At 61.1% G+C, this 13,195-nt stretch carries 9 protein-coding genes; 7 read left to right on the top strand and 2 right to left on the bottom strand.

What is annotated here, in order from left to right; genetic code table 11:
- The first annotated feature begins 139 nt into the window (after nt 1-139).
- Together AEAC466_RS32265 and egtB are read left to right on the top strand one after the other, a co-directional pair.
- Nucleotides 140-514, top strand: coding sequence for a DUF427 domain-containing protein (locus AEAC466_RS32265; protein WP_023457951.1), 375 nt, complete (start codon nt 140-142; stop codon nt 512-514).
- 64 nt (nt 515-578) lie between these two features.
- Nucleotides 579-2,735: an ergothioneine biosynthesis protein EgtB gene (gene egtB, locus AEAC466_RS32260; RefSeq protein ID WP_023457950.1), complete on the top strand. Its 2,157-nt coding sequence runs from the start codon at nt 579-581 to the stop codon at nt 2,733-2,735.
- An 11-nt stretch (nt 2,736-2,746) separates the two neighbouring features.
- Here egtB and AEAC466_RS32255 read toward each other — a convergent pair whose 3' ends face one another.
- Both AEAC466_RS32255 and AEAC466_RS32250 read right to left on the bottom strand, forming a co-directional pair.
- The gene (locus tag AEAC466_RS32255) at nt 2,747-3,562 is read right to left on the bottom strand and encodes a quaternary amine ABC transporter ATP-binding protein (RefSeq protein WP_023457949.1); all 816 of its coding nucleotides are present in this window, start codon (nt 3,560-3,562) and stop codon (nt 2,747-2,749) included.
- Nucleotides 3,559-5,424 carry a glycine betaine ABC transporter substrate-binding protein gene (locus AEAC466_RS32250; RefSeq protein WP_031238615.1) on the bottom strand — a complete coding sequence of 622 codons (1,866 nt, stop codon included), beginning with the start codon at nt 5,422-5,424 and terminating at the stop codon, nt 3,559-3,561. The genes AEAC466_RS32255 and AEAC466_RS32250 overlap by 4 nt, the downstream gene beginning before the upstream one ends.
- Before the next feature lie 178 nt (nt 5,425-5,602).
- Here AEAC466_RS32250 and AEAC466_RS32245 point away from each other — a divergent pair, with 178 nt between their 5' ends.
- The 5 genes from AEAC466_RS32245 to AEAC466_RS43735 all read left to right on the top strand — a co-directional run bounded on the left by AEAC466_RS32245 (nt 5,603) and on the right by AEAC466_RS43735 (nt 13,195).
- A complete protein-coding gene (locus AEAC466_RS32245) occupies nt 5,603-6,379 on the top strand; it encodes a class II glutamine amidotransferase (protein WP_023457947.1) in 777 nt (258 codons plus the stop codon).
- A gap of 105 nt (nt 6,380-6,484) precedes the next feature.
- Nucleotides 6,485-9,250 (top strand): TonB-dependent receptor, encoded by a 2,766-nt coding sequence (locus tag AEAC466_RS32240; RefSeq protein WP_023457946.1) that lies wholly within the window; start codon nt 6,485-6,487, stop codon nt 9,248-9,250.
- An 86-nt stretch (nt 9,251-9,336) separates the two neighbouring features.
- Nucleotides 9,337-10,575, top strand: a complete 1,239-nt coding sequence (locus AEAC466_RS32235) for a histidine-type phosphatase (RefSeq protein ID WP_031238612.1) — start codon at nt 9,337-9,339, stop codon at nt 10,573-10,575.
- Between the two features lie 41 nt (nt 10,576-10,616).
- Nucleotides 10,617-12,116, top strand: coding sequence for an alkaline phosphatase (locus tag AEAC466_RS32230; RefSeq protein ID WP_023457944.1), 1,500 nt, complete (start codon nt 10,617-10,619; stop codon nt 12,114-12,116).
- Complete coding sequence (locus AEAC466_RS43735) at nt 12,113-13,195, top strand: hypothetical protein (RefSeq protein WP_023457943.1); 1,083 nt, start codon at nt 12,113-12,115, stop codon at nt 13,193-13,195. The genes AEAC466_RS32230 and AEAC466_RS43735 overlap by 4 nt, the downstream gene beginning before the upstream one ends.

Below are 13,195 nucleotides of genomic sequence, written 5' to 3'. Positions count from 1 at the left end.
TCAGAATTGGGCAGGACGGCTGTATATATGCTATTGCGGTCATCTGAGGCGACGGGCGGCAATTCCTTTATAGTCCGGCTGGAATTTTTATTTCCCGATGACCGATAATGCATCCACCAGATGCCATCGGAGACGCGACATGAGCGACAAGCCTGTAAAAATTCCTAGCGCCGATCATCCCATCACGATTACGCCGAACGGCCACCATGTAACGGTCACCGTCGCCGGCCGGGTCATCGCCGAAACAGATCGGGCGCTGAATCTTCAAGAGGCCAGCTACCCGGCGGTGATCTACATCCCGCGCGCAGACACCGACATGTCGCAACTGACCGGAACCGATCATACCACCTACTGCCCTTACAAAGGCGATTGCAGCTATTTCAGTATTCCCGCCGGCGGCGACAAGGCGGTCAATGCCGTCTGGTCCTATGAACACCCTTACCCCAGTGTCAGTGACATCGCCGGATACCTGGCCTTCTATCCCGATCGCATCGACGCCCTCGTCGAGCGCTGATCTGCCCTGCCCGCGTACCCAGACCGCATACCCACAAACGTCCGGACCACGAAAGTCAGTCGTCATGAACACCGCCCCATGCCAGATGCCCGGCCAGATGCGCGCCGCACCGCAGGACAGCCTGCTTGATCTCTATCTCACGCTGCGCGCCCGTACCCTTGATCTGGTGGCGCCTCTGTCGCCGGAAGACATGGTGGTGCAGTCCATGCCTGACGCCAGTCCGGCCAAATGGCACCTGGCCCACACCACCTGGTTTTTTGAGACCTTCCTGTTGAACGGACAGCCGCATTACAAGGCCTTCGATCCCGACTATGCTTTCCTGTTCAACTCCTATTACGAAGCGCTCGGCCCACGCCAGCCGCGCGCGCAACGCGGCCTGCTGACCCGGCCACCGCTGGACGACATCCTGGCCTATCGTCGTCATGTCGATACCCATATGCACGCGCTTCTGGCCGGGGACATCAACGAATCAACGATTGATTTTTTGCGGCTTGGCCTCGCGCACGAAGAGCAGCATCAGGAATTGTTGCTGATGGATATTTTGCACCTGTTCAGCCAGTCGCCCCTGCGCCCGGCCGCAGCCCCCGATTGGCCCGGCGACGACAGCGGACGCGCCGGACGTTTCCAGTTGCGTCCCGGCGGCCTGGTCGACATAGGCCACAGTGGCTGCGGCTTCGCCTTCGACAATGAGACGCCGCGCCACAAGGTCTGGCTGCAACCGTTCGAAATCAGCGACCGCCTGGTGACCAACGGCGATTGGCTGGCCTTCATGGCTGACGGCGGATACGCGCGGCCTGACCTGTGGTTGTCCGACGGCTGGACCCAGGTGCAGACAAACGGATGGCAAGCGCCCGCCTATTGGCACGCCACGTCGGAGGGCTGGCGCGAGATGACCTTGGGCGGCGCCGTCCCGGTCATGCCGGATACACCCGTCACCCATGTCAGTTTTTATGAAGCCGACGCCTTCGCCCGCTGGTCCGGCGCGCGTCTGCCGACCGAAGCCGAATGGGAGGCCGCCGCCAGCGACGGCGCATTGGAACAGGTCGACACGGTCGCCTGGCAATGGACGGCCAGCGCCTACCTGCCCTATCCCGGCTTTACGCCCGGTAGCGGCGCGGTCGGCGAATATAATGGCAAGTTCATGAGCGGCCAAATGGTGTTGCGCGGCGGCTGCGCCTTCACCCCGCCCGGACACGCGCGCCCCTCCTACCGCAACTTTTTCCGGCCGGAACAACGCTGGATGCGGTCAGGCGTGCGCCTGGCCCGCGACCTTCACGCCGGTGTGGCCGCCACGGATAGGGACGAGGCCACCTTTGCGTCAGATGTCGTGGCGGGATTATCGGCACGGCAAAAATCCTTGTCGCCGAAATATTTCTACGACGCGACCGGATCGGAGCTGTTCGAAGCCATCTGCCGCACGCCGGAATATTACCCGACGCGCACGGAATCCGCCTTGCTGGCCGACATTGCGGCCGAGCTGACCGCCGCCATACCCGCCGACGCGGTGCTGGTCGAATTTGGCAGCGGCGCCAGCGACAAGACCCGCCGGTTGCTCGACGCCGCGCCGCAAATCACCGCCTATGTCCCGATCGATATCAGCGACGATGCCCTGCGTCAGGCCACCTTGCGCCTCAACCGCGACTATCCCAATCTTGTCGTAACGCCCGTGGTTGGCGACTTCACCACCCTTTTGGACTTGCCGCGCGCCTTGCGCGGTCGGTCATTGGTCGGCTTCTTTCCCGGCTCGACCATCGGCAATTTCTCAGTGCCGGAAGCCCGGCAATTGCTGCGCAACATGCGCGCCATGCTGGGAAGCGATGCGCGCCTGATCGTCGGTGCCGACATGGTCAAGGACGAGGCCACTCTTGTGGCGACCTATAACGACGCGGCAGGCATCACAGCCGAGTTCAACAAAAATGTGCTGCGCCGGATTAACGCAGAACTCGCCGGCACCTTCGACCTCAACGCCTTCGACCACCTGGCGATCTGGAATGCCGAATATGCGCGCATGGAAATGCATCTGGTCAGCCGCGTCGACCAGATTGTCCATGCCGCTGGTCACACCTTTGCCTTCAAGGCAGGTGAACGCCTGCACACGGAAAATTCGCACAAGTTCACCCGTCAAAGCTTCGGCGCTCTGGCCGCCGACGCCGGTTTCACGGTCGAACAGGTGTGGGTCAGCCCAGCCCCGGAATTTGCCGTCTTCAGCCTTAAGGCCTGACCGGAAATGGCTCAGCGCAGTGCGCGCGTTTGCGCTGTCACGAAGCGCGCGACATAGTCGTCGGCGGGTGCATTCAGGATATCCGCCGGTGCGCCGACCTGAACGACTTCGCCATCCTTCATGATGGCGATGGTGTCACCCAGGCGCGTCGCCTCGGCCAGATCGTGCGTAACGAAGACGATAGTCCTGGCCAGCCGCGCCTGCAAACCTTGCAGCAAGTCCTGCATCTCGGCGCGGATCAGAGGGTCGAGCGCGCTGAAGGCTTCGTCCATCAGAATCACATCCGTATCCGTCGCCAGCGCCCGCGCCAGTCCCACACGCTGCTTCATACCGCCGGACAAGACCGATGGCAGGGCATTTTCATAACCATCGAGCGCGACCGTAGCGATCCAGTGCGCTGCCTTGGCGAGCGCTTCGGCCTTCGGCTCCCCGCGCGCAATCAGCCCGAAGGCGACATTATCGCGCACAGACAGATGGGGCAGCAGGCCGAAGCCCTGAAACACCATGCTCACTGTGTGCCGGCGAAACGTCCTCAAAGACGGCGGATCGAGCGCCAGTATGTCGCGGCCGTCGAACAGAACCTGCCCTGCCGACGGTTCGATCAGACGATTGAGATGCCGCACAAGTGTCGATTTGCCCGATCCCGATAGTCCCATAAGGACAAAGATGCCACCGGACGGAATATCCAGGGTAATGTCGCGCAAGGCCAGGGTACAGCCCGTCCGCGCCAGTATATCCGCCTTGGTCGCACCGTCGCGCGCCATGGCCAACGCCGCCTGATCGCGTTTGCCAAACACCTTGCTGATGGTGCGCACGGCGATTTTCATTTGCCCGCCTTCCCGAAACCCTGGGTCACGCGGTCGAGCACGAAGGCCAGGATGACGATGCCTATGCCGGCTTCCAGCCCCTGACCGACGTCGAGCGTCTGTATGCCGTTCAGCACCTGCTCGCCCAATCCCCGCGCGCCAATCATGGAGGCCACAACCACCATGGACAGGGCCAGCATGATCATCTGGTTAAGACCGGCCATGATCGCAGGACGGGCCAGCGGCAAATCTATGCTGCGCAACATTTGCCACTGTGTCAGGCCGAAAGCCTCACCGGCTTCGCGTATCTCACGGTCGACCTGTTCGATGCCGAGCGCGGTCAGGCGGACCATCGGCGGCAGACAGAAAACCACCGTCGCCAGAATGGCAGGCACCTTGCCCAGCCCGAACAGCATAAGCGCAGGAATGAGATAGACGAAGCCAGGCATGGTCTGCATGACGTCAAGCACGGGCATGGCGATGGCGCGAAACGTGCGCGACTTGGCGACGGCTATACCGGCGGGCACACCGATGATCAGACCGATGACACAGGCGATGATCATCAGGCTAAGGGTTTGCGTCATGAGGTCCCACAAGCCCAGCACGCCGATGCCGAACAACAGCACGGCCACCACAGCCGTCAACCACAGCCGCCGTGACCCCAGCCACGCCAATGCCGCCACGACGGCTATCAGCAGCCACCACGGCAGCCACCCGAGTACCGCATCCACGCCCAGCACCACGCTCAGCATCAGGTCGGACACCACCCGGAAGGCGCCGCCATGGTCCTTTATCAGCCGATCAACCGCCGCATTCACTGGTTGGCGGATGGACACGGTCAGCCCCTGAGGAAAGTTCGATTTCGCTGTCACGGCGGTGAGCCCCAGCCCCGCATCGATGCGTTGCGCGGTCGGTGCATCTACCCAGCTGTGCCAGACCTCAGGATGCGACCTGAGGAAAATCACCGCTTGCTGGCGCGGATCGGCGGTCTTGGCAGAAATCGCGACCAGATTAGCGTTGAGGATGTCGAGCGGCACCGTCGCGCGCGTCAGCAGGGCCACCACATCCGGTGACTTTTCAGCAAAGGCGGCGGATACGCCATAGGCGATATCGGCTTCCGGCGCGGCACACCCGCCAGCCAGCTTACCACTCTTGCTGGTCAGGGCCGACCAGCAGCGTTCGGAATAGGGCGGCTCATGCAACCGGACCAGATTGAATTTTCCGGCAATCGCGCTGGGGGACCAATAATAAAAAAGGAGCGGCCGTTTCTGCGCGTAGGCCGCAACGATGGCCGCATCCATGGCCGGTCCGGTGCCGGGGCGAAAATCGACATAATGACCATCCAGGCCGTAGGCGCGCAATTTGGCGCTGTTGACGCCTTCGCACGTCCAGCCCGAGGGGCAGTTTAGAAATCGACCCTTAGTCGGTTGTTCGGGGTCGCGGAACAGGGCGACATAGCGGGGTTGGGACAGTTGCGCAACGTCGCGCAGGCCCGCCGCCGGTGCGGTTTCGCCCGCCACCAGGTAATCCGGCACATACCAGCCCTCGGTCGCGCCGACGAATGGATGACCAACGGCGCGCACGGTCCCGGCGTCGGCGGCCCGTTTCCAGGTGTCGCTGCGGCTGACCCATTCCTCGGCGATGATCTGGACATCGTCATTCGCCAGGGCCTGTTCCAGGGTGACGGTGTTGCCGGGCAGGGAATCGGTCTTGCAGTCGTAGCCGCGTTCCAGGATTTCGCGCAACACGGCCGTGAGGAATTCACCGCTTTCCCAGTTCAACCCGGCAAACATGACGGCCTTGCCGGTCTGGCACGAAGATGGCTGTGCCGCGGCCACGCCCGACGCCAGGCAAAGCCACACCATCACCAATATCCGCGTCATGCCCGCCATATACTTCATACGGCGATGAGGCCATCATCGCCCACCAAGGTCAAGGGCGGGCGGCGCGCTTTCGCCCGAAGTATGGGCCTGTATAGGTCCCCTGCCGTATCGATGTAGCATTTCTCGGTTTACAATCGCGCCATATGAAGCGACACCGAAGGCCTCCAGGGAGGTTTTTATGTGCGAGCTTTTGGCCATGAGCGCCAATGTGCCGACCGATGTCCGTTTCAGCTTCAGCGCGCTGGCGCAGCGCGGCGGCGCGACCGGCGTGCACACCGACGGCTGGGGCATCAGCTTTTACGAGCACAAGGGCTGCCGCACGATCCACGATCCCAACCCAAGCGCCCAATCGGAATTGGCCCGTTTTATCCGCGCCTACCCGATCAAGAGTCTTATGGTCATCGCCCATGTCCGCAAGGCGAACCGCGGCAAGACATCGCTTGAAAACACGCACCCCTTCACGCGGGAACTATGGGGCAACGCCTGGAGCTTCGCCCATAACGGCCAGTTGAAGGGTATAAAAAAACGCAAGCTTGGCCACTATCTGCCCATCGGCACCACCGACAGCGAACACGCATTTTGCTGGCTTCTTGATGAGCTCAGAGCGCTATATCCGCGCCGTCCGTCCGACAGCAAACTGGCACGGACCGTGTCCGACCTGTTTGCCGATCTACGCGAACTCGGCGTATTCAATGCCCTGCTGAGCGACGGCCGCTCCCTCTACGCCAGTTGCTCAACCAAGCTGTGCTATGTTGAACGCAAAGCCCCTTTCGGTCAGGCAAGCCTGATCGACGAGGATATGGAGGTCGACTTTGCCAAGGAAACCACGCCCGACGACCGGGTGATCATCCTGGCCTCCACGCCCCTGACGCGCAATGAAACCTGGACGCCCGTCCCGCCCGACACCACCCTTGTCATCCGGAAGGGCGAACGCGTCAGCGCCGCACCGAAATAGCCCGCCGTGTGAATTTTTTGTTAAAATCTGCGCGATGTGAAATCGCCTGCGTCACTTGTCCTGGGGAGCGGTCTTTAGCCGCCATCTACCCACACGAGGACAAAGATGAAAAAGTACACATTCAAACTGGCGCTGCTGGCGTCAGCCATGGCCTTCGGCAGCTATAGCGTCGCTCAGGCACAAACCCAAGCATCCGACACCAAAGCCGCGGACGACGGCACGACCATCGTCACTGTATTCGCCACGCGTGACAAAGCCATCAGCGCGCAAATGAAGGCGACGAACACGATCACGGCCTTGTCGAAGGACGATCTGGACCATACGGCCGTTCACAATGTCGCCGAAGCCCTGGGCACTCTGCCTGGCGTGAACGTCATGAACACGGGCCACTCCTTCTTCGGTGGCATCGACGGTGCCTCACGCGGCGAAGGCATGTTCGTGTCTCTGCGCGGCATGAACAGCGAATATAACCTCAACCTGATCAATGGCGTGCCGGTCGCCCAGGGCATGCCCTATTCGCGCGGCGTCCAACTTAGCCTGTTGCCGCCGTCCGGCCTGCAAACCATCGTCGTCAATCTGACCTCGACCGCGGACATGGACGGCGATGCGATTGGCGGCACGGTGGATTTCCGTACACCGACGGCCTTTAACTTCAGCCCAAAAACCTCCGCCAGCCTGACCGTCTCAGGCCGCCTCGAAAGCCGGGCCCGTGACTACGGTGACAACGGCACCGGCGGCGGCATTGCGGGTGAATTCTCTCACAAGTTCGGCGATCACGACCAGTTGGGTATCTATGTCAGCGCCTTCTACGATGAGCGCAGCTATGCCAACTCGGAATCCGCCGGCGTAATGGCAGCCACCAATGACGGCGGCTGGGACTATCTGGTTACCGACGCAAAAGGAAATTCCTATCCAGGCATCAACAAGGCCGCCAACCTGGCCCAGACCGGCCTGAATATCGGCGTATCGACCGGCTCGACCAAACGTTGGGGCGGCAATATGTCGTTCGACTGGAAGCTGGATGACACCACCGATCTCTACGCACGCGCTTCGTATGCTCGTGCCGATACCGAGCAAAACTCCACCCTGGTGCAATATGTCAGCGCCTCCAAGAGCCATCCCCAAATGGGCACCACGGACCGCTACGGCCTGAGTGTCGACCAGATCTCGACGCGCGTCTGGTATGAAACCAATCCGGAAAAGGCGATCTTGTCGACCTTCACCGTCGGCGGCGAAAAGCGCCTTGACCAATGGACCCTGTCGTCCAGCGCCTTCTACAGCCATGGCCAGAACGACCGTCCTGACCATATCGAAGCCTCTGCCCGCATCAACCAAAGCGACCATTTCAACCATGGTTCGAACCGCCCGCTGGGCGGCCTGTCCATCGGCTATGACAACAATGGCTTCCCCATTCCGCTGTATACGACCCAGATCTATAACGATCTGAACAATTCGGAAACCGCCCTGCTCGCCCGTCGTTCGGGCCAGCTAACCCAGGGCCTGTCCAAGCAGGACAAGGATGGCTTCCGCTTTGACGCCCGCTATGATGCGGATGGCGGCGCGCTGCAATATATCAAGACCGGCCTAAAGTTCACCGAAAGCCGTCGCGCGATCTCCAACATCGACTGGACGAACGACCATTTCGCCAACTCTCTCGGACATGGCGGCGAAACCTGGTCCTCTTTGGGCCTTGCCACGGACTATTATAACAGCGTCTTCCCGGGCGTTTACAATATCCGCGCCCCTAAGGTCGATCAGGCCAAGCTGTTCCAGTACTTCTACCAGTTCAAAACCGACTCTAGCCTCGACACCTGCTCCAACAATACGATCAACAATCTGAATTGTAATACGCAGAAGGGCACCGAAGACGTCAGCGCCGCCTATCTGACCGCCAATTACCTCTTCAACAACCTGGAAGTCATTCCGGGCGCCCGTTACGAACACACCCAGATCGACAACACCTACTGGGTTACGCCGAGACAAGCCGGCGTAGAACAGGACGGCCATTTCGAGACCAATCATGTCAGCTATAACAAGTTCTTGCCGAGCCTGTTCGTGAACTATCGTCCAGCCTCAAACGCAGTCTATCGCGCCTCGGTATGGACCTCCTACACCCGTCCGCCCTTTACGCAGCTGGGTGGCGGATCGAACACCTCGATCTCGGCCGACGGTACGACGACCATAAGCATGGGCAATCCGAAGCTTAAGGCCATCGATGCGGTCAATTACGACCTGTCCGCCGAATGGACCAACAGCGCCGGCGGTCACGCCATGATCGGCGCTTATTACAAGTCCCTGTCGCACTATATCTACGACAATGGCTCAAACTACCTCAATACGGCCACCCTTACCGAGGGCAAGGTTATCACCACCCAACCGCAAAACGGCGGCAATGGTCACGTAACGGGCCTTCAGGCACAACTGCGTCAGAAATTCTCCATGCTGCCCGGCTGGATGTCCGGCTTCGGCTTGGGCATGAACGCCACGCGCCAGTGGACGCGGGTGGACCTCGGTGCAGACATGGGCTCGGGACAGTTCAAGCCGATCCAGAACGCCCCTGAATGGCTGGCCAACGCCTCGATCTTCTATGAGAAACACGGCCTGAGCCTGGACCTGAACTGGAACTACAAGGGCGCTTATATAACCGATTACGCCCTGATCGCCGGCCAAGATCTGTGGATCAAGCCAGCCCGCCGCGTGGATCTGCATGCCGGTTACACCATCAACCCGCATCTGAAACTCGACCTGTCCGTAGCCAACCTGCTGAAGGATTACAGCTACTGGTCGCATGTCGGCAAGAAGGCCTACACCATCAACGATATCGTTGATACGGGCCAGACCACCCTGGTTACGCTGAAGTATCAGTACTGAGGCTTACCCTGTCCCGCCGCTCGGCCTCTCAAGCCCGAGCGGCGGGATATCTATTTTTTCACCCCTGCCCTTAGATCGAGTATCCCATGCGCCTGGCCTCTAAATTGTCTCTTGTCTGGCTCATGGCCCTTTGTGCTACTGGCCCCGCCTCCGCCAGACCGGCGGCCGCACATATGAAGCTGGAACGCGTCGTCATGCTGTATCGACACGGCGTGCGCGCACCGCTCCAAGGCGAAGCCGAGGAAAGCCTGGCGCATGAGGCCTGGCCGGTCTGGTCAACGCCGGAAAGCCGAATGACGCCGCACGGCAAGGCGGGGATGCGGCTGTTGGGGGTTTATGATCGTCTATGGCTGACAAAAGAAGGGCTTTTGCCGCCAAGCGGTTGCGCGACCACAGCACAGGTAGATATCTGGGCCAATAAGGAAGAACGAACCATTACATCGGCCACGGCCTTGGCAGAGGGTCTGGCGCCCGGCTGCGCCGTGCCGGTTGGACACTTGGCCGCCGACGCACACGACCCCTTGTTCGAACCTATCGAGGCACAGGCCGTTCCGTACGATCCGGCAGCCGCCCTGTCGTCTTTCAAGACCGCGTTTGGCAGCGCGGACAAACTGATGGCGCGTCACCGTCAGGCGGTTCGCACACTCGAAAACATACTGGATTGCCGCCACACCCACCCGGCCTGCGACCTGGCCTCCGTTCCCGGCGACGTCAAAATCGGCGCCGATGGGCGCGGCATAGACCTGACCGGCCCGATTGCCACGACGTCAGGCACGGCCGAGGTGTTTATATTGCAATATATCGAAGGCCTGCCGCTGGATCAGGTGGGGTGGGGCCGCGCCAGCCCGGCACGTCTAAGCGAAATTTCGCGCCTGCACGGCCTGCTGTTCGACGTCTATGTGCGTTCACCTTACATGGCGCCGCGTATCGCCGGCCCGATGGGCCGCCGCATCCTGGATACGCTTACGGCCGACAATGCGCCACCCGTGACACTTCTGGTGGGACATGACAACAACATCGCCGCCTTGGCCGCGCTCGTCGGGGTGGATTTCCATATCGACAGCTATGGCTATCAGGATATGCCCGTCGGTGGCGCGATCGGCTTTGAGGTTCTGAAGTCGCAAAAGACGGGCAAGCGTTATGTGCGTGTCATATATCAGGCGCAAACGCTCGACCAATTGCGCACTCTGACGCCTTTGGATTTGCAGCATCCGCCCGTTGTCCAAACCCTCAGGATGAAGACCTGCACGGTCAACGGCCAGGCCCTTTGCCCGCTAAAAAGGTTTACATCCCTGATGAACGATCGGATGCGCCTTGAGGATTAGGCCCGGCGCTTATACCCAACTTTGACTTAAGGACATACCGTATGCCTATCGGACGTTTTTCCAGCCTGATTGCCCTGATGTGGGCCATTGCCCTTCCCGTCGCCGCCCAGGATACCCTGCCCGCCGTACGCGACCGCAGCCAGAATATCGATTACTATCAGGGCGATAAGGCGCTGCAAGAGGCCCTGAAACGCGCACCCAACGTCCGGCCAGCCAAGAACGTCATCCTGTTTATCGGCGATGGCATGGGTATCAATTCCGTCACCGCCGGGCGCATCCTGGCGGGCCAAAAACGCGGGCTGGATGGCGCCAGCTATCGCCTGTCATTTGAAACCTTTCCCTATGGCGGTTTTTCCAAAACCTATTCGATCGACAACCTCGTCACCGACTCGGCCAACGGGATTTCAGCGATCATGACCGGTGTGAAAACCCGCAATGCCGCCATCGGCGTCGACGGTAGCATCACCACCAATCGCTGCCGCGGCGCACTCAAGGCCCGAATCGAAAGCCTGGCCGAAACCGCCAAGCTCAGCGGCCGCTCTGCCGGGATCGTGACAACAGCGGGCGTAACCGATGCCACCCCCGCCGGCGCTTATGGCCACACCCCATCACGTCAGTGGCGCGCCGACAGCGATATGAGCGCCGAAGCCATCGAAAACGGCTGTGTCGATCTGGCGCGGCAACTGGTCGAAGCCCCGGCCGCCATTCGCATGGATGTCGCCATGGGTGGCGATATAGAGAAATTCCTACCGGATCTCGGTCCACGCAAAGGCGTCCGCGCCGACGGTCGCGACCTGACCCGCGAATGGCTGTCGCAAAGCCCGCATGCCATTTTCGCCGACTCGCTGTCCGCCCTGAAAAGTCTTGACCCGAAAAAGACGGACCATTTGCTGGGCCTGTTTTCGGAGGGCGATTTGCCATCACCCGTTGATCCGGAACACAGCAATATCCCGGACCTGGACCAGATGACCGCCAGCGCCATCGACGTCTTGTCGCAAAATCCGAACGGCTTTTTCCTGATGGTCGAATCGGCCTCGATCGACAAATGGCATCACGTCAATAACGGCTACCGCGCCCTCACCGATGTCGACGAACTGTCAAAAGCCGTTCAGGTCGCCCTCGACAAGACCGACCCGGCGGACACCCTGATTATTGTCACGGCGGATCACAGCCACGGCCTGGTCATGTCCGGCTACGCATCGCGCAATGCCTCCATAATGGGATTGGCGCAAATCGACGGCAAGCCGATCCTGGATGACAATGGCCAGCCCTATACCATCCTCAGCTACGCCTCTGGTCCCGGCGCCAAGCGCGACGACAAGACACCGCTCACCGAAGAGGTGGCGGAATCACCCGACTACCATCAGCAGGCCCTGATCCTGACGGGCAGCGCCAAACATGCCGGCGAGGATGTGCCTGTCTATGCCACGGGCCCACAGGCGCATCTGCTCTCTGGGACGGTTGAGTCCAGCTACATCTATCAGGTCATGGCCTACGCCCTCAGCCTGAAGGCCGAAAAACCAGCGGCGACCAAGCCGTGAAAGCTCTAGCGGCGTTTGCTTGCCTGTTCCTGACCCTGGCCACCTCGGCCTTGGCGCAGGCGGGAAATGAACAGGCGTTGCAGGTCGCCAAAGCGTCCGCCGAAGCCAGCATCGCGCTCAAAACACTGACCCAGTCGGCTCAGGCCATCCGCGATCCGGCGCTGCGTCAGGCGGCGTTGGCGGCCCTTGATGACACGGCCTGCATTCACCACCGCGCCGGTTTAACCCCTCGCGATAAAACGCGCATAATTGACCATCTGGTCTCCGCCGGATGGTTATCCGCCCCGCGCGACCCAGCCGATCGCCTGAGGCTGGCGGACGGCGTCTTTCCACCACTTCTGGCCAATGACGGCGCCTGCCCCACGCGCCCGCAGCCTTTTCTGTCCGCGCCTGGCGGCAATATGGGCAGCCATCATGATTGGCCCGGCGGCCTGGCGCTTCATGAGGCGTTTAACCTGCGCCAGAGTCATGACCTCGTTCAGGCCTGGCACGACGAGTCCGGCCTTATACTGGACCAAGATCTGCTGACCTCAGCGGTCATCTGGCACGATTGGGGCAAGGCCCTGGTCTTTCAATGGCGCGAAGACGGCTCGGAACAAACGGAAATTCAGGTAGCGGGCACTGGCGCACACCATGTGCTGGCCCTGGCGGAGGCTATAAGCCGCGGCCTGCCCCCGAAGCTCATCCAGACCATGGCCTGTGCCCACGCCGCCCCTTTGGATGGCGACCAAAAGAAGGTAGCCGCCTGGCTGGAAGCCGCCGCGATCATCGCCCAAAAAGACGCGCAGACCGCGCTCTATACGCAGGCGCCCTGGCCGCCGGAATGTTTCGTTCACACCCTGAGCGACCAGAACTGGATCGTTTCGGAGCCCGCCGCACAGTCCAGCGATGCCGCATTGGCCCAGGTGGCACATCGCTTTGGGCTCGTAGCCGGCACCGCCGACTATAACTGGCGTCTGCGTCTGCCTGCCCTGGCTCAGATTGGGCCTATGCGCCTGTGGCAGGCCTCGCAAACCGGCGGGGACACAGCGACGGAAAAACTGATCACCGACGCGGGGCTTCCCCTGAAAGGGCGATGA

The sequence above is a fragment of the Asticcacaulis sp. AC466 genome (assembly GCF_000495815.1).
GTDB lineage: Bacteria > Pseudomonadota > Alphaproteobacteria > Caulobacterales > Caulobacteraceae > Asticcacaulis.
The sequence above is the reverse complement of the archived record's forward strand: the minus strand, read 5'-3'. Positions and strand labels throughout refer to the sequence as shown.